Here is a 17,511-nt window from a genome sequence, read left to right as displayed (position 1 = left end):
TCAATCGATGCGCTTGACGATGCCGAACCGGCCTTCTTTGAAATCGCTTGCCCGGAGCACAGCGGGAGCAGCTTGGTCACAGCTGTAGGTTGAGTAGCTCACGGGCGGATTACCGAATCGATCCGAGCTACGATCAGCGCAACCTGAAGACGAGGCAACGATGTACAGCGGCTTAGTGATCGCTTCATTAGGGACTTGGAGACCCATTGAGAATCTGATGCTTGCCTTGTGAGCAAAATCGTTAGCGTCGTCGTGGTAGTTTCCCAGGAAGGTCGCATAGCTGCTCCAGCTAACGAACTCGAAACCCATGACTCCAAGCCGCTTAAGCTCACCACCATTTGTTGCGTAAACGATCAGAGGGGCCAGGCGGGGATCTTTGCTCTTGGACGAGTAGGTCACCTTCGCGGTGATGTACCGAGAGCCGCGCTCAGCCGATCGGTATTCGTACTCATCCCCGTGATCGTTGAAGCTCCATTGGCCGGCCACTTGAGCAGACTGAAGCGAGACAGCGCTGTCGTCCGCGGTGAACGAGCCTTTGACCGGGATCGCTTTCATACCAAGAGCCGCCAGTCGGCGCTCTTCTTGTTCCTTGGCTTCGCGATCCTTGACCATTTTTTGCAAAAGGTCTTTTCCGATCGCAGCTTCAGCGGAGTCGGCGTAGCGGGAGGTTAACGATGCCAAGGCTGCTTTCGCGGTTGTCTCGTCCCCGGCATCCACAGCCTTTCTTACCTGGGCTAAGAACACTGCCGGTGTCTCTTTGAGAGTCTTATTTTCCTGTTCGAGCTGGGTGATCCTGGTTTTCGCAGCTGCAATCTGTGCTTGCAGAGAACTGACGTCCTCGCGAAAGCTCTCTGCCTGCTTTCTGTAGGCTTCGCCACCATCTCCACACCCCGTAAGGGAAAGAGCCATACAAGAAACCAGCAAACCATTCCTCACGAAACACTCCTTGGGCATCCCAGTACCAGAACTGGCAATTTAACATCATCCCGCAACCGCCGAAACGTAATGGTTTTCCTAGAGAGGAACCCCAGTTAATCATCTGCTTGCGTCGGTGCCGTCCACGCCATAAAGGGGCTTGCCGTCTAGCACCGATTGCCATGCTGCACGCGCTGGATAGGCCAGGGTTTCATCTGCGAGTCGCTTGGAAGCATGCTGACGCAGGGTCTTCAGTGGGCAAAATGCTTTGGTCACTCCCTCATCACTTGGCAGGGCGTAGGCTTGACCGTTGCTCGAATCCCAACTGTTACGTAGGAAGTGGAGAGCGAACTGATCAAGAGACTTTTCGGACGCTTCCACGATACGGAAGATTTTCCTGCATGCTTGAGAATCAAGGCGCGCAAGTGTCCAGAGAACACGACTTGGAAGGTTGACCTCAAAAAATCGCTTCTCCTCTGTCGCATTCAGCACGTTTTGAGCAAAGGCTTGTATCACAGCGTCCTTGTTGTCCTGCTCAAGCAAAAGATCGCTGTCGTACCTCCTTTGATTCGGTACGTAGCTCACTCGAAGCAACTCGGCCGCGCAGCTCAGTGCGTATGGGTCAATAGCCACTTGGGTGTAGATTGCTGAGGCGCTCATGGAGTCAAAGGAAGCTGTAAGCAGCTTAATCTGTCGCAAGGCTAGGTCGTCAGGACTCATTCCAAAGACCCCATCACGGTGTCTTCCACGCTTTACAAAAACGGAAGAATCAACAAGCCGAGCGAGCGATACACAAACGCTTGAAATATCGTCGAGTTGATCGCTCGGCAAAGAGGAACCGATTTGGCCGAGCATGTCCATAAATTCATGGCACACGTCAGGAGTGAGAGCAGCAACTATGTTCTCCCGCTGGGCGGGATTTTCTAGATACTGTCGAGCTGTCTTGATGCTCACATCACCATCTGTTATGCCCAACTGCAGCGCGACGAGCAGCCGTGAAGGATCTGAAATCACTCCATCAGTGTACTTACCGTCACCCATTGAGAAGCCTTCTTCTGCCGCTGCCACCTCAGGAAACAGGAAATGAACGACTTTACGAATTGCGTCAGTGCGTCCGTGTGCATATGCAGTTGCTCGCTCAGCTGAGCCGTCAGCGACAAGCTTTGTAGAATCACCAGGCCCAATCTCACTTGGCAGACGCCCCACGAACAGCTGTGGCTTAATCCTCAACAGCTCATACACCTGCGGAGCTTTCACCGACAACGCAGCTAGCCCAAGGATGTCAGCAAACACAATCTCACCCCGTAGAAGGGGCTCAATCATTCGCACAGCATTGAATACCCGGGCAAGATCTCGGGGCTGCTCCAACAAGTCCCGTAACCCCAGTTGATACAGGAAGCCCAGCCGCTTGGTTTGCCCCTCGAAGTAAGTTTGGATCGCCTTCGGATCAAGACTCCCGACAGCCGAGTCAAACAGCTTTGACCGGGCGCTCAAGGACAGGTTTGGCAGCGGCATCCTGACTTGAACGATCTTGTCCAGGTACGAGCTCGATTGAGGAACCTTAACGCTTGAGAGAGCTGCAGTAACGTATGCGGAATCCCAAGCCACGACATATCCGACCCTTGGCAGTCCCCCGACTGCTTTGATGATTCTGATCATCTCAAATACTTCAGCAGGGAAAAGACGGTCGACATCATCGATGAAAACTATGACAGGGCGATCAAAGCTCCTAAGCGCAGCCTCAACTCGCTCCTTTTGCTCCTCAAGGTCAGGCGATTTGTACTCTGCAACGGCTTCACTGGCATCGCCTGCAGCATCCATTACCGACTTAACCAGGGACGCCCACGGCTCCACGCCTGGTATGAGTTTTAGGACATCAAAAACCTTTGAGTAAGCTTTGAGCTCTTTGGCTACCTTCCGGCCATCCTTGCTGTGATCGCTCAATTTAACGGCCTTAGCAATGCTGGCGAGAAACTGGCGGAGCAGGGCATCCTTGTCGCCAACCAGCCAGGGGTTAAAATGCACAATCACTGGCTGACGCTTCTTGTCCTCACGGTTGAGCAGGGCCTGAATCATCGCGAGAACTGAGCTTTTTCCGCTTCCCCATGGGCCTTCAATTGACAGCACGAAGCCCGACGTCGAAGGCACTTTACGAAGCGAGGAGGTGGCGATTTCAGCGAACCCTACTCGGGATAGCTGATCGGTGTCGATAGCAGATTCGGGTAGAAGAGGGATGTCGAAATCAATTCCCTCAACATGCGTTGCCCCTGTTGCGTGCTGCTTGCCCATATTTGCTCCTTCCAAGAGCGTGGAGGCCCCATGCGCGAAATCAAAAGGCCAGCATAGGATATTTGGGAAGCAGTCGAAAGTAGAGCAGACATACTACCTAGCCGAATGCACAGGCTGCCGAAGGTTGGCTTCTAGATTCTGGCGTTTGCTGCGCGCTGCTCCGAAGTTCGCAGCCGAGGGCCTTGCCGTAGGATATTTTGTGTCTATCGCACCTTCGGTCTCGTAGAGACCGGCTAACGAGCATCACCATAGGAATAGGCGGGTTACACCTGTGCAGCGTTCTAAGTGCAACGCGGTCATACCCAGCTACCTGTGTGGAGCCATGTTGCAAGCCAGCGGCTTAGCCGGTCATGAGGGAAGGGCGCCGAGATCTCGAATCTATCGGAAATTCGGGCTCGAAGAGACCGGCTCATAGCGAAAGGCACTGATAAGAAGTGGTCGTATAGGTCTGGAGCATAAGCCGGACGCCCATCCCGGTTGCGACCAAAAGCTCGGCCTTAAGTGATTTTGGTTCCACAGACGGACTGTGAGCCTGCTTCTTGTGCTTTCACCACCTCACCGATAGGGCACAGGCCTGTACGAGCCACGCAGACGCGGGAACACGCCGTAATCTCGAAGAAGAGATTAAACGCATAAATTGCCAGCGTCGGGATAAGCATGGCGAAGGCCAGTGCGATGGATGCTTCAATCTAGGGCGCCGAGCACTTGCTGAGGATGAATTCGTATCAATAAACGCTATTAAATGACGCGTGTGCCGCAAAAAATATAGGGATATTTTCTGTCAACAAATAGCTAGTAATCTCAGAAACCCGATTCTTATCGATTCGGATGCGGCTCATTAATAAGCCTAAAATGTCACCTACCCGCCGGAACGGCGGCTCGATACCCGTCAATAAACGATATTACGCGGACTGTTACCGATTCTGAGATGATGACAGCCGACTCAATGCCAGGGGATTTCCTTACCTACCCAGGTGATTAATCTTACCTATCGTGACGGCACCAGATCAGACAGGCGGCAAGGGTTGCCCGCTCTGTACGCTACAATTTGAGAAGGAGACTGTGGAGCCAAGCCCCCTTATGAATGCCCCAAACCGCCACGAGGCCATACGCCTCGCTCAACAGCGCATATGTGAGCTGGAGCAGGAGATTAGTGTCCTCCAGGAAAGGGAGGAGACGCCAGATGCAGATTTCTCACAGAAGCTCACCAAGCTGATGAAGAAATACCGGCTCAGCGCAGAGGAGGTGTGAATCGCCCCTGGTTTCGTAGACACCTCCAAGCCTCATAATGAGGCCCAAATAGGAGGTGCCATGAGTCGTCAGCGTTACCCCGAAGAATTCAAGATCGAAGCGGTCAAGCAAGTGACCGAGAAAGGCAAACCTGTCGCCGATGTCGCCCAGCGCCTGGGCATGTCCGTGCACAGTCTTTACGCCTGGATCAAGGTCTACAGCAAGCCCCAAGAGCAGCGTCAGCAAGACGACGATCAGCAGGCCGAACTGCGCAAGCTACGCGCTGAACTCAAGCGCGTGACGGAAGAGCGAGACATCTTAAAAAAGGCCGCCGCGTACTTTGCCAAGGAGTGCGGCTGAAGTACGCCTTCATCAAGAAGCACTCGACTGATTACCCGGTGCGGCGCCTTTGCCAAACCCTCAAGGTGCACCCCAGCGGCTATTACGCCTGGCTGGCCGAGCCTCAATCTGCCCGAGCAAAAGAAGATCAACGTCTGCTTGGCTTGATCAAACACGCTTGGCTGGAAAGCGGAGGTGTATACGGCTACCGCAAAATTCACGATGACCTGCGTGAGCTGGGAGAGGAATGCGGCCGAAATCGAGTCAGGCGCTTGATGCAGGCGGAGGGGCTGCGTTCTCAAACGGGCTATCGGCGGCGTCCAGGGTTCTATGGTGGAAAACCAACAGTGGCCTCGCCCAACCACCTCGCGCGGCAGTTCAAGGTAAGTGAGCCGAACAAGGTCTGGGTGACAGATATCACTTACATCCGCACCTATGAAGGGTGGCTCTACCTCGCGGTAGTGCTGGATTTGTTCTCACGCCAAGTAATTGGTTGGTCAATGAAGCCAAGGATGTGCAGCGACCTGGCTATCGACGCGATGTTGATGGCTGTTTGGCGACGCAAGCCTCAGCAGCAAGTTATGATTCACTCAGATCAAGGTAGTCAGTTCAGTAGCTCGGATTGGAAAAGCTTTTTGAAGGCCAACAATGTAATCAGCAGCATGAGCCGGCGGGGAAACTGCCACGACAATGCCGTAGCCGAGAGCTTTTTCCAGCTTTTGAAGCGAGAGCGAATCCGACGAAAGATCTACACAACCCGTGAAGAAGCCCGAAGTGATATTTTCGATTACATCGAGATGTTCTATAACCCTAAACGCCGACACAGCAGTGCTATGCAGCTGTCTCCAGTAGAGTATGAGAAACGCTATTTCCTGAGCTTGGAGAGTGTCTAGAAAACCAGGGGCGATTCAGTGATAGCGCTCTTGCTTGTCAGAGGTGATGTGGATCAAAAATCCGTGAGCCTAGAGACCGTCTTGAAGCTTCGGTACATCCTGGGGCTCAAAGACGTCCAGGCATCACACAGCTCTGAAAAACCTTTTCGGGTGAGAGGTTGGGTCAATGTCGATGTCGAGTAAGCGCAACAGAGCACTGGATGGGCTTGTCAAAGAGGGCTTTTTCGATGTCGAGAGTGTCGCGCGCCTCTTCGAAATTAACAGTGTCATCGGTCAAAAATACGCAGAGGCATGCGCCGAACTAGAGGTACCCAGAGTAGCAAGCATGGTGCGCTTCTTGGCTGAGTTAGATAGCCTAGCGAAAAAGCATTCTGTCTCACCTCAACAGGTCATAGCTTTGCTAGATCCTGATCACTTTCAGCGAAAGGGTAAACATCCGAAGGGCGGCGAGCATCAAGAACGTTGAAATAACTCGACTAAATATTCATTTAGTTGAGCTGGAGTCGAGAACGTATAAAAAAGAAGGGGAGTTTGGCAGTTTATTGGCTATGAATTCAACGAATCCGGGAAGTATTCCTAAGATTTATAAGCGTCGACATCTGCTCTCGATGGTTCACAGTGCGCGCTAACTAGCAGCCTGGCGGTTGAAGTGGCAAGGCTCTGTACGAAAGGTCTTGAGACGCAGGTCAGGCAAGGCGAAAACAGTCGAGGAATCGGAGTGTACTAGAGTACATGAGCATTCCGAGGCTGTTTTCAACGCAGCATGAACAAGTATCAAGGTTTTTCGTACAGAGCCTAGACATCGTATCAACAATCTGGCGTAGACGCCTCAGCGTCAACTGGCGTTGATACCTGCTCTTGCATAGTGATCCACAGGCCTCGTTGCCATTCGGTTAATCGATGCGGCTTTTGGATACTCAATCCACGCTATCTGCCTGCCATACACAGGTGCCGTAGCGCCTAAATTTCTTCTTGAGGCAGTAAGGTTAGAATTGCTTCTGATCCCAGATTTCGGCCATTGGTCAGGAAAAATGCAGGTCTCAACGGTGCTGTGGTTTCATCGATAGTTGATCGTGGTTTACCACCGCAAGTCGACTGGTGCGGCTGAGGCTCTGCTAAGCACGATTGAGGTTGCATGTGCGCAGCGGAAACGTACAAAACCTTCTAGATGCAAGGAAGATGTAGCCGAGAAGCAAGATTGCACCCATGGCATCACTGGACAGAATTTAGAAATCGGTCTACCAGGTGCGGGGCCAATCTGACCAGGCAATGGGATCAGAATGTGGTTGAAAATGGGCTTAGGCCGATTTACTTCCGCGATTGGGGTCAGAAAGGCTTCCGTGTACTCTGGTCATTTTTTCGCGTCTGCGAAATTCGCACTGCGAACTGGCTTCCAATCTGGCCAACCCACGGCCCGGTAACTCCATACGCAGGTGCTCATAATGCATATTATGTTAAATGATGTCCTCTGTAAGGGCCAGGGGTCAGTGTCCAATCCCACATACCTCCGATCAAATCCCCGCAAACCCCCGTTTCCCAAAAAATCAGAAGCTTGGGTTCCATTCATAATCCTATCTCTGCGCACGGTATGCCCTACATTGAGAGCATCTGCAGAGACGCTTTGCCATGCTCATCAGCCGAGAGCTGGAGCAGTTCGGTATCCGGGAGCTCACAGAGGACGACATGCCCAAGTCTAAACGAGTGGGTCACGCGTTCGCCTGCGCTGACCTTCAGCTTCCATGCGCGCGATCCAGACTTTCTACGCCTATGCCGAAACTCGAGCTCTGGATGTAGACGAGACCATTGGCTTGCCAGCTTGAGTCGATTCTCTCGCCACTGGATGGTTACGCCCTCTGGCTGCAAGGCTGCCGCCGAGCGGACAATACAGTCGCCCGAAAGTGTACTTCGCTCAGTTTTCATCTCCTTCCGCTCTAGCTCAAATACGGCTCGTTCATGTGCCAAAGCTTCGTTCCCCTCCTCCAGCTATCGATCGAGCATTTTGAGGACGCTGCAGCACCGGGCAGTACGATCATGAAGATATCTGGGCAACGCATGATGCTCGAAGCCATCAATGGTTTTCTTTCGAGAAAGCTGCTCATCGTCCTGGTCGTCGGACTAGGCACTTATTTCACCCTCAAAACACGCTTTGTGGACGATGCCCGAATGAGATGCTGCTGACCATCATCAAAAGCGCCTGAAGACCTATCAACCGTATTCGCGTTTGCCGACATCACCATGACCCTTTCCGCCTTGGTAAACCTGGTCGCCCTGACGCTACACCGCTAAATCGGGCTGTGGCGACGGGGCCCGTTACATGGCCCCGTTGCCTGCTTCGCAGGTATGCTTCGCCCGGGGGAATATCTGCACTCCGACGTAACCACTAAAAATTTCAGAAACAATCAGGGGTATTGAGGAGATCAATCTGGGCCTGGGCCGCATGACAGGTCTCTACAACCCCCTTGTGATTTGTCCGATCAGCTTGGCCAACTATCTGCGGACACATTGGCTTGCCACTTGATTGTCGAAGTCGGTGTCCATTCCCAAGCGTGTCTGCGGGATACCTGCTACCCCATGCGCAGTCAACAACAGCAAAAAATGTTTCCTTAGATCTGTGCCTGGCCACCGTCTACGAACAATTCAGCCCCGTTCACGAAGCTTGAGTCTTCACTGGCAAGGAACACGGCTGCATTGGCAATCTCGATGGGCTCACCCACCCGCCCCATTGGCACCTGCGAAGCCAGGTAGTCGAGCAAGCCTTGCTGTTGTGTTGTATCTGGGCCAGCCAGGTCGACCAGGCCGGGCGTACGCGTTGCGCCCGGGCTGAGGGTGTTGACCCTGACAGCGCGATCTTTCAAATCCAGAATCCAGCTCCGTGCAAAGGCCCGAACAGCCGCCTTAGACGCGGAGTACACACTGAATGCCGCAGTGCCCGAGCTACCGGCCGTGGAGCCGGTCAGAATGATCGACGCTTTCGGCGCCAGTAGCGGCAGCGCCTTCTGAACCGTGAACAACACGCCTTTCACGTTGCGATCGAATGTATCGTCGTAATGAGCTTCGGTGATCTCACCCAAAGACAGCATGGAGCCGCCGCCGGCGTTGACAAACAGCACGTCGAGCCGACCATGGTTTTGGTTAATGCGGGCATACAGCGTATCGAGCTGCTCGAGCTTCGTGGAGTCGACGGCAATACCGGTGGCGTTGCCAACCAGTTCCACCGCCTTGTCCAATTCAGCTTGACGGCGACCGGTGATGTAGACGTGAGCGCCCTCTTCAGCGAAGCGTTTGGCGGTGGCCAAACCGATGCCAGTGCTTCCGCCAGTGACCAGTGCGACTTTACCTTCCAGTTTCTTGCTCATGGTGTTTCTCCCGTCGAGATTGCGATTTGGTGTGGGAGAAGCGTATCGACCTCTAGATAATTTCAAAATAGAATCATTTGAAAGTCATCATTGCAGAATTGAAATGTCAAAAATTCCGGATTTTGAAGGGCTTGCCATGTTCGCCAAGGTGGCGGAGGAAGGCTCTTACGCGGCCGCCGCCAGGGCAATGGGTGTGTCGGTTCCCACGGTATCGCGGGCGGTTGCGCGCTTGGAGGAGCGCCTGGGCGGTCGCTTGTTCAACCGAACGTCACGTCAACTCTCTGTGACCGAGTTTGGTCAACGTATGGTTGACCAGGCCAGTGCGTTGTATCGCCAGGCTGAAGAAATGGAAAGCGAAGCCCAAGAGCTGTCGGTACAACCACGCGGGTTGGTGCGGCTGGCTGTGCCCATGTCGTTCGGCTTGCGCTGGGTCGCGCCGTTACTCCCAGCGTTGCTGACGCTCTATCCAGAGCTAGAGCTTGATCTACACCTATCTGATTCGACAGTTGACCTGGTGGCCGATGGTTTCGATGCGGCATTGCGGATCGCGGCCCTCCCCGATTCCTCCCTGGTGGCTCGCCGAATTTGCTCGGTGACCCAATTCCTCGTAGCAGCCCCGTCATATCTGGCCCGGCGTGGCCATCCATCTCATCCCCGCGACTTGGCCGCTCATGCGTGTATGAGCTACGCCTATCGAGCACGGAGCCAGGTGTGGCGTTTCACTCACGATAATGGCAGCGAGCAAGATGTGGCCCCGCGCGGCCCCCTGCGCGTCACCAACTCGGATGCATTAGTCGCACCTTTGCTGGCGGGGGTTGCAATCGCTGAGCTTCCGGAGTTCATCGCCGCCGAATATCTCGCCGATGGACGTCTACAGCACATCTTGCCTGAGTGGCGCATGACGCAGGGCGGTCTGTATTTCGTGACGCCATCAGCCCGTGCACGGCCGAGAAAAGTTCAGGCCCTTTCCGACTTCTTCGCGGAGCACCTTTCAAGCCCAGCCTGGAGGTAATCAGCGCCAAGCTGGCGCAGGGAGTATGTTAGTCGCGTGAGGACATGGCGTCTTACCTCCTGGCCCTCCTGAAGTTTTCACCCACAGCGGCGGAATGACGTGGATTTCAATCCCGTATTCCTACCGACAAATATCAATGCCCCGCATCAGGACAGTTTGTACGTAAACCCCGCCCGCGCAAGCTCGACGGAGGTGCTTGATATTTATCAAGTCCGTCTACCTACATTCGTCGAGACTCTTTACCAAAGGACATCGGAGCGTACGCAGAAGCTCGACCTCGAGAAACACAGTTTGGCCCCCACTAAACAGCCGAAGAACCTCCCTTGGGAGCGCGCAAGGAAAGAAGGGGCAATGATGGCAACCGTCACGCGGAAACCCGGAAGGAGCACTGATGTATTCGAGCATCTTTTTCGCGTGGGGGCTGGCAGCCATTACCGTGGTTGTGCATGCCGTCGGTCTGGCCTTGATGCTAAAGTTTCTGTCCCGCAGAAACAATGTTCCCCTACGGCAACTAGGCGCCATCAGCGCGCGGTTGGTTTGGGTTGTCTGCTACATGATCATGCTGCATTTGATCGCTGTCTCGATTTGGGCGACATTCTATGTGTGGCAGGGATCTCTGCCTGATTTCGAAACGGCGCTTTACTTCTCTGGAGTGACCTACGCGACCATCGGCTACGGTGACGTGGTGCTGGTGAAACCCTGGCGCCTATTCGGGCTGATTGAAGGGTTGACGGGTATCATCATGTGCGGCTTATCCACGGGTGTGTTCTTCGCCGAGGTCAATCATATCTACCAAATGACCCATGCCGACAAGGACCGCGGCGAAAAAACCTGAAGTATTGCGCTACCAGGACTTCATGACTACGACGCCGTCAACGGCGTGGCGTCCTGATCCTGATAGTGCAGGATCGCAGCATGAGCGTTGAACAGCATACGCTCGCTCCCGAGTTTTTCGTCGAACCCAGCACGCCGTACCATTTCAAGTACACCAGGGTTCAACCCCGCCAGCCAGAGACTGGCACCGAGTTCGCCCAAGTGTTTTTCGCCTTCAATCAGAGCTTGCAGTGCCGAGTATTCGATGTCGGGAACGGCACTCATGTCCCAGACCACCACATGTGGATGGTACTGCGCTTCCAGCGCGATGACCTGCTCCTTGACATAGTCCGCGTTAAGGAAGAACAGACGTCCCTCCGGTCGCACGATCAACAGCCCCGGGAAAGTCTCATCATCTGGGTGGTCCTCCGATAAAGGCCGAAGCACGTCGGTACCGCGCTTGCGACCCAGGACGTACACATGCGGACGAGCCGTCTGATAGGCCAGACTGACCAACGATACGACGATTGCCACCGTGATGCCCTGCAGCGTGCCAAACAACAGCACACCAAACGTCGCTACGAGCGCCCAGTGGAACTCCATCGGGCGAACCTTGCGAATAGCCAGGAATTCCCGGGGTTGAATCAGCCCGACTGAGTAGTAGATGACGATGGCCGCCAATGTAGCGTGAGGCAGATACCCGAGAAGCCCCGAAAGCAGCAGCATCGTGGCGAAAGCCATGCCGGCAGTGACAATCGAGACCGCTTGAGAGTGGCCTCCGGTGGCACGGACAACCGCCGTCTGCGAAGTACCTCCACCGGCGGGCATCGCCCCCAGCAGTGCGCCCCCGAGGTTACCCAGGCCGGTAGCAACCAACTCGCGGTTTGCATTGATCGGGGGATCGCCTGGCCGGACAAAGGCACGACCTGCTGCAATCGTTTCGGTAAAGCTCATCAGCGCGATCCCGAGCGCACCCGGTATCATTTGTTCAACCAATGTGAGTTCGGGCAGTGTGATTGGGGGTAACCCTGCTGGAATCAAGCCGACAGTCGAAACGCCGAGCGCCTGCAGGCCGAAGTACCACGAGGCGGCGATACTCCCTGCCACCACAACAAGTGGTGCTGGCGAATGTGGCCACACGCGTTCCATTGCGATGAGGATCAGGAACGCCGCTGCAGCGACCGCGATCGTGATCAGAGAGCTCCCGGGTACGTGATGCACAATGTTGAGGAGATCGAGAAAAAAGCCCTGTTTGGCGATGTGGATGCCGAGAAGTTTTGGTACCTGATCCAACACGATCACAAGGCCGACACCTGCTTTGAAGCCGCTCAACACCGGGGAGGAAATGAAGTTCGCCAGAAAACCCAGGCGTATCAGCCGCGCCAACAGCAGCATGGTGCCCACCATTGCGGTCAGTGTTGCCGTGGCCGTGATCAGCTTCCCGGGGTCACCATCGGGCACCGCCAGACCGATCTGCGCACCGGCCAGAATCGCCAGCGTGGCGGAGGAGCTGACGCTAAGCACTCGCGACGTGCCCAGGAATGCGTAAATCAACATTGGGACGAAAGCCGTATACAAACCGACGGCAACAGGCAAGCCGGCGACAGTCGCGTAGGCCATTGCCTTGGGTAGTACCACTGCAGATGCCGTGAGCCCTGAAACGACGTTGAGGCGAATTGACGCCGTGTCAGAGTGAGCTGTGCTTGAGGCTTTCAGATGCAGTTTCACACGGCCGCTCCTGATGGGTTCTATTGCCTGGAACGCGCAAAGACTCTAGGCATTCGCGCTGACACGGGACTGACCCGCAAACTCATTTTAAAGTGACCCTTGATCAGCTCAATCTCGCGGCCAACCTTCACGTTTTCTCTCTTCGGATATGCCGATTACGAATAAAAACCTTCACGCCGAAGGGCGCTTTGATTCTGTTGACTATTAACGACAGCGTTGTAACGCCGCCGAATAATTTTCGTAAAATTACGGGTTGCCTACCAAGGCGGAGTATTTATCGACCGCAGATGCATCGAAGTTTCTGCCGGACAAGTGCTAGAGACTTGAGAAAAATCAAATATTCCCAATAAACGCATAGTCATCGCCTGCGTCATTCTGCTCAGTACTCATCCAGGGCGCTCACGGTTAGCGCGTACTGCAACTTGATTTTTGTCAGAAGTGCCACCCTCTGCGGGTGCTAGCGTTGTGACAAGAGACGGGTTATGCATCTGTTCAAGTAAGCTTCACGGAGTAGGGTATGCGCTGGAACATTAATGTTGTCAGACAGCCTGTCGGCTTGCCCATCGCCATTGCCCTAGGCGCTTTCAGTCTAGTTGCCGGCTGCGGCAAAGAACCCGTTTCCCCTGCGCATAACCCGCCTGAAGTCACCGTGATGACGGTCACCGCCCGTGACACGCCGGTGACTTTCGAATTCGTTGCCCAGACCCAAAGTTCCCGCGAGGTGGAAATCCGTGCTCGCGTGGCCGGTTTCCTTGATAAGAGGCTGTACACCGAAGGCGATTTGGTCAAAGCCGGACAAACGCTGTTCCAGATGGACCGTAAACCGTTTGAGGCCGCGCTGTTGTCGGCGCAAGGCCAACTGGCCCAGCAACAAGCTCGCTGGGAAGTGGCCAAGTCCACGTTGGCGCGGGTACGGCCGCTGGCGGCGCAGAATGCGGTCAGCAAGATGGACCTTGACAATGCGGTGGGCAACGAACGTGAGACCCATGCCGCCGTATTGGCTGCAGAGGGTACTGTGCGCACCGCGCAGTTGAACCTCAGCTACACCACCATCAGCTCACCCCTTGCCGGACTTTCGAGCTATGCCAAAAAACAGGATGGCAGTTATGTGACGCCAGGTGAGTCGGGGTTATTGACTTCGGTGTCACAGATGGACCCGATGTACGTGAACTTCAGCCTCTCGGAAAACGAGACGCTGAAATACCGCGACGAGATAGCTGCCGGTCATCTTATTTTCCCACCGCGCAGTGACTTTATCGTTGAAGTGGTATTGGCTGACGGCACCGTCGCGCCCAACACTGGCAAGGTGAATTTTCTGGCACCTTCCTACAGCCAGGATACTGGCACCTTCCTGGTTCGGGCAGTGCTCGCCAACCCCGATGGCTTGCTGCGTCCTGGTCAGTTTGTGAGAGCCCTGGCCAAAGGCGCTACGCGACCCAATGCCATTCTTGTGCCGCAAAAGGCCGTGCTGGAAGGTTCCAAGAGTCACTTCGTGTGGGTTCTCAATGCCGAGGGAAAACCTGAGCAACGCGTGGTTGAAGTGGGTGACTGGCAAGGTGACAACTGGTTCATCAACAAGGGGCTACGGGTCGGCGAGCGCATCGTGGTCGATGGCGCGATCAGGGTCACGCCAGACGGGCCATTGAAGATCGTCGATATACCTGGCGCCTCGTCAACAAGCTCAGCCGATGAGCAAACCGCAAAAGCCGATGAGGGGAAAAGCCAATGAGCATTTCCCACTACTGCATTGACCGGCCGATCTTCGCTTCGGTGATCTCCATCATCATCACCCTGGCCGGTGCGGTGGCCATGCTCAAGCTCCCTGTTGCGCAGTACCCGGATATAACGCCGCCGCAGATCACGGTGGCCGCGACATACCCCGGTGCCGATGCGCAAGTCGTGGCCAACAACGTGGCCGCGCCCATCGAACAGCAAGTCAATGGCGCCGACAACATGATCTACATGAACTCGTCGAGCTCCGCGACGGGCAACATGACCCTCAATGTTTTTTTCGAAATAGGCACCGACCCTTCGTTGGCGCAAGTCGACGTGCAGAACCGGGTCAACCTGGCCCTGCCGCAACTGCCCTCCGCCGTGCAGAACCAGGGCATCCAGGTACAGAAAAAATCCTCGGCCTTCATGATGGTGCTTGCGGTGTATTCCGCCGGCGACCGCTACGACAGCACCTATGTCGCCAACTACGCCAACCTTTATATCCTCGATGCGATCAAGCGGATTCCAGGGGCGAACCAGGCCAGTATCTTCGGCACGCCGGACTACGCCATGCGGATCTGGCTAAAGCCTGACCGTATGGCCCAGCTGGGCATTACCGCCGCCGATGTACAGAAAGCCGTCGCCAATCAGAACCAGCAGTTCGCCGTAGGCAGGGTTGGCCAGTCGCCTACGGGGCAACCCGTGGAGCAGTCGTTTGCCGTAACCACCAAGGGACGCCTGACCGAGCCTTCGGAATTCGAGAACATCATCTTGCGTGCCAGCAACAACGGCGCGGCGGTTGTTCGACTCAAAGACGTTGGACGCGCCGAGCTGGGGCAAAAAGACTATTCCTTGCGCAGCACCTATCAGGGCCGGCCGGCGACGCTGATTTCCGTGTACCAGCAACCCGGCGCCAATGCCCTGGATGTTTCCGCAGCAGTGACCAAGACCCTCTCGGACATGAAGGCCACGTTTCCCGAGGGCATCGAGTACAAGATCGTGATGGACACCACAGCCTTTACCCGAGCTTCGATTTCCGAGGTAGTCCACACCTTCTTCGAAGCCCTGGTACTGGTGGTTATCGTGGTCTACATCTTCCTGCAGAGCCTGCGGGCCACGCTCATTCCGGTGCTCGCAGTGCCGGTGTCGATCGTCGGCACGTTCATCGGCATGTCCGCCCTCGGGTTTTCGGTGAACATGCTGACGCTGTTTGGCATGGTGTTGGCCATCGGTATTGTGGTGGATGACGCGATCGTGGTGATCGAAAACGTCGAACGCAACATGCAGGTGCACAAGATGACGCCCAAGGACGCGGCAAAACGGGCGATGGATGAAGTGGCAGGCCCGGTGGTGGCCATCGTCCTGGTACTGTGCGCGGTGTTCATTCCGGTGGCCTTCATGGGCGGCATCACCGGTCAACTCTACAAGCAGTTCGCGATCACCATCGCCATATCTGTAGTGATTTCCGGGCTGGTCGCCCTGACCTTGTCCCCCGCCCTGGCCTCCCTGCTGCTCAAACCGCAGCACGGTAACAAGAACGCCTTTTTCCGCTGGTTCGAACGCAATTTCGAGCGCTTGACCGAGGGCTATTCACGCTCGGTGGCGTTCATGATCAAGCGCTTCGTGCTGGCATTGCTACTCTTTGCCGGCATGATCGTGCTGATCCTGTTGATGGCCGAGCGCATCCCCAGCGCGTTCCTGCCACCGGAGGACCAGGGCTACTTGCTTGGCGCGGTGATCATGCCCGACGCTGCCAGCCTGGATCGCACCGCCGAGGTCGGCAAACTGGCCAGTGACTTCTTCATGAAGGATGAGGCCGTCGAAGGTGTCGCGATTGTGAACGGCTACAGCCTGCTCGACGGCCAGAACAAGAACAATGCCGGTGCGTTTTTTGTCGGTTTCAAGGATTTCGAGGGGCGTTACAAGGACGCCGAAACCATCAAGGCACAAAGCGCCCCCGCAGTGATCCAGAAGGCCACGCGGGCGTTTTCTACCGTTCAGGGAGGGATCATCTTGCCGGTCAACCCACCGTCCATTCCCGGCCTGGGTACGACCGGAGGCATGGAAGTCTGGGTTCAAAGCAAGGGCGACGGCAATGTCGACCAACTGGCGGAACTGGTCGCCAATCTGGTGGCGAAAGCCAAGACACGTCCGGAGCTGGGCGTCATCACCTCCACCTTCAACGTGTTTTCCCGTCAATTGATGGTCGACGTCGATCGCGAGAAAGCGGAATCCCTGGGCGTACCGGTCGAAGATGTCTACAGCGCCATGCAGACCATGTTCGGCTCGCTCTACGTCTCGCAATTCAACAAGTTCAGTCGCCTGTGGCAGGTGATTCTGCAGGCCGAACCGGCCTATCGCTTGAAGGCCGAGGACCTGCAGCAGATCTTCGTGCGCAGCAAAAACCTCGACATGGTGCCGCTAAAGGCCTTGCTGACCACCCGCTACGTCACCGGTCCCGACCTGCTAACACGTTTTAACAACTTCCCGGCGGTCAAACTCACAGCGAACCCGGCGCCAGGCTACAGTTCAGGCCAGGCACTCAAGGCTCTGGAGGAAATCGGCGCGGAGATCATGACCAATGACTATGCGCTGGCATTGAGTGGCGAGGCATTCGAGGAAAAAAAGAGCGGAGGTGCCTCGTCCCAGGTATTCATCTTCGGTCTGGTCATGGTGTTCCTGATCCTCGCGGCTCAGTACGAAAAGTGGTCACTGCCCGTGGGTGTGCTACTGGCCGTACCCTTTGCCTTGTTCGGCGCCCTGCTCGCCGTCCTGCTTCGGGGCTTGAGCAACGACGTCTATTTCCAGATCGGCTTGACCATGCTGGTGGCGCTGGCCGCCAAAAACGCCATTCTGATTTTCGAATTTGCGGTATTGAACCGGGAAACCGGCATGTCGACCTACGATGCCGCGATGACCGCAGCAAAAGAACGTCTGCGCCCTATCGTAATGACGTCCCTGGCGTTCATCCTCGGCTGCGTGCCTCTGGCCATTGCCGTCGGCGCCTCGGAGAATAGCCGTCACTCCATTGGTACCGGGGTAATTGGTGGCATGCTGGCGGCGACGGTGATCGCGATCTTCTTCATCCCTCTGTTCTATTACCTGGTGGAGCGAATGTTCGGGGAAAAGGACAACGCCCAAACAGCCGCCAAGCCAACTGCTTCGACGCAGGCTCCGACGATTCCCGACGGTGCGGCACAAAACCGACATGAGGGGGATTGAG

Annotated in this window: 11 protein-coding genes; 7 read left to right on the top strand and 4 right to left on the bottom strand. The window is 55.5% G+C overall.

Going from position 1 to position 17,511, the window contains the following annotated elements:
* Together GST84_12780 and GST84_12775 are read right to left on the bottom strand one after the other, a co-directional pair.
* The gene (locus tag GST84_12780; protein ID XGB13196.1) at nucleotides 1-936 is read right to left on the bottom strand and encodes a hypothetical protein; all 936 of its coding nucleotides are present in this window, start codon (nucleotides 934-936) and stop codon (nucleotides 1-3) included.
* 99 nt (nucleotides 937-1,035) lie between these two features.
* Nucleotides 1,036-3,204, bottom strand: a complete 2,169-nt coding sequence (locus GST84_12775) for a hypothetical protein (GenBank protein XGB13195.1) — start codon at nucleotides 3,202-3,204, stop codon at nucleotides 1,036-1,038.
* A 1,311-nt stretch (nucleotides 3,205-4,515) separates the two neighbouring features.
* Here GST84_12775 and GST84_12770 point away from each other — a divergent pair.
* The 3 genes from GST84_12770 (at nucleotide 4,516) to GST84_12760 (ending at nucleotide 7,844) form a co-directional block, all read left to right on the top strand.
* A protein-coding gene (locus tag GST84_12770; GenBank protein ID XGB13194.1) for an IS3 family transposase occupies nucleotides 4,516-5,666 on the top strand; the annotation gives its coding sequence in 2 pieces (ribosomal slippage) (nucleotides 4,516-4,750 and nucleotides 4,750-5,666; 1,152 coding nt in all).
* Between the two features lie 166 nt (nucleotides 5,667-5,832).
* On the top strand, nucleotides 5,833-6,132 hold the full coding sequence (locus GST84_12765) for a hypothetical protein (protein ID XGB13193.1): 300 nt from the start codon (nucleotides 5,833-5,835) through the stop codon (nucleotides 6,130-6,132).
* A 1,487-nt stretch (nucleotides 6,133-7,619) separates the two neighbouring features.
* On the top strand, nucleotides 7,620-7,844 hold the full coding sequence (locus GST84_12760) for an amino acid transporter (protein XGB13192.1): 225 nt from the start codon (nucleotides 7,620-7,622) through the stop codon (nucleotides 7,842-7,844).
* Between the two features lie 425 nt (nucleotides 7,845-8,269).
* Here GST84_12760 and GST84_12755 read toward each other — a convergent pair whose 3' ends face one another.
* Nucleotides 8,270-9,022, bottom strand: coding sequence for an SDR family oxidoreductase (locus GST84_12755; protein XGB13191.1), 753 nt, complete (start codon nucleotides 9,020-9,022; stop codon nucleotides 8,270-8,272).
* A gap of 103 nt (nucleotides 9,023-9,125) precedes the next feature.
* Between GST84_12755 and GST84_12750 the strand changes: the two genes are divergently transcribed.
* Both GST84_12750 and GST84_12745 read left to right on the top strand, forming a co-directional pair.
* Complete coding sequence (locus tag GST84_12750; protein ID XGB13190.1) at nucleotides 9,126-10,034, top strand: LysR family transcriptional regulator; 909 nt, start codon at nucleotides 9,126-9,128, stop codon at nucleotides 10,032-10,034.
* Nucleotides 10,035-10,425: 391 nt separating this feature from the next.
* Complete coding sequence (locus GST84_12745) at nucleotides 10,426-10,869, top strand: two pore domain potassium channel family protein (GenBank protein XGB13189.1); 444 nt, start codon at nucleotides 10,426-10,428, stop codon at nucleotides 10,867-10,869.
* Between the two features lie 26 nt (nucleotides 10,870-10,895).
* On the opposite strand, the gene GST84_12740 is transcribed toward GST84_12745, so the two are convergent.
* A complete protein-coding gene (locus GST84_12740) occupies nucleotides 10,896-12,575 on the bottom strand; it encodes an STAS domain-containing protein (protein ID XGB13188.1) in 1,680 nt (559 codons plus the stop codon).
* 652 nt (nucleotides 12,576-13,227) lie between these two features.
* Between GST84_12740 and GST84_12735 the strand changes: the two genes are divergently transcribed.
* Entirely contained in the window at nucleotides 13,228-14,304 is a 1,077-nt protein-coding gene (locus GST84_12735; protein XGB15761.1) for an efflux RND transporter periplasmic adaptor subunit, read from the top strand.
* Nucleotides 14,301-17,510 carry a multidrug efflux RND transporter permease subunit gene (locus tag GST84_12730; GenBank protein XGB13187.1) on the top strand — a complete coding sequence of 1,070 codons (3,210 nt, stop codon included), beginning with the start codon at nucleotides 14,301-14,303 and terminating at the stop codon, nucleotides 17,508-17,510. The genes GST84_12735 and GST84_12730 overlap by 4 nt, the downstream gene beginning before the upstream one ends.
* The last annotated feature ends 1 nt before the right edge of the window (nucleotide 17,511 follow it).

The organism is Pseudomonas putida (assembly GCA_041879295.1).
GTDB classification, from domain to species: Bacteria; Pseudomonadota; Gammaproteobacteria; order Pseudomonadales; family Pseudomonadaceae; genus Aquipseudomonas; species Aquipseudomonas putida_Y.
Note: the sequence above shows the minus strand (reverse complement) of the source record. Positions and strands in the feature narration are given on the sequence as shown.

Coding starts and splice junctions, on each gene's coding strand:
- GST84_12775 (XGB13195.1), bottom strand. CDS start 3,204: ATGGGCAAGCAGCACGCAACAGGGGCAACGCATGTTGAGGGAATTGAT.
- GST84_12765 (XGB13193.1), top strand. CDS start 5,833: ATGTCGATGTCGAGTAAGCGCAACAGAGCACTGGATGGGCTTGTCAAA.
- GST84_12760 (XGB13192.1), top strand. CDS start 7,620: ATGTGCCAAAGCTTCGTTCCCCTCCTCCAGCTATCGATCGAGCATTTT.
- GST84_12755 (XGB13191.1), bottom strand. CDS start 9,022: ATGAGCAAGAAACTGGAAGGTAAAGTCGCACTGGTCACTGGCGGAAGC.
- GST84_12750 (XGB13190.1), top strand. CDS start 9,126: ATGTCAAAAATTCCGGATTTTGAAGGGCTTGCCATGTTCGCCAAGGTG.
- GST84_12745 (XGB13189.1), top strand. CDS start 10,426: ATGTATTCGAGCATCTTTTTCGCGTGGGGGCTGGCAGCCATTACCGTG.
- GST84_12735 (XGB15761.1), top strand. CDS start 13,228: ATGACGGTCACCGCCCGTGACACGCCGGTGACTTTCGAATTCGTTGCC.
- GST84_12730 (XGB13187.1), top strand. CDS start 14,301: ATGAGCATTTCCCACTACTGCATTGACCGGCCGATCTTCGCTTCGGTG.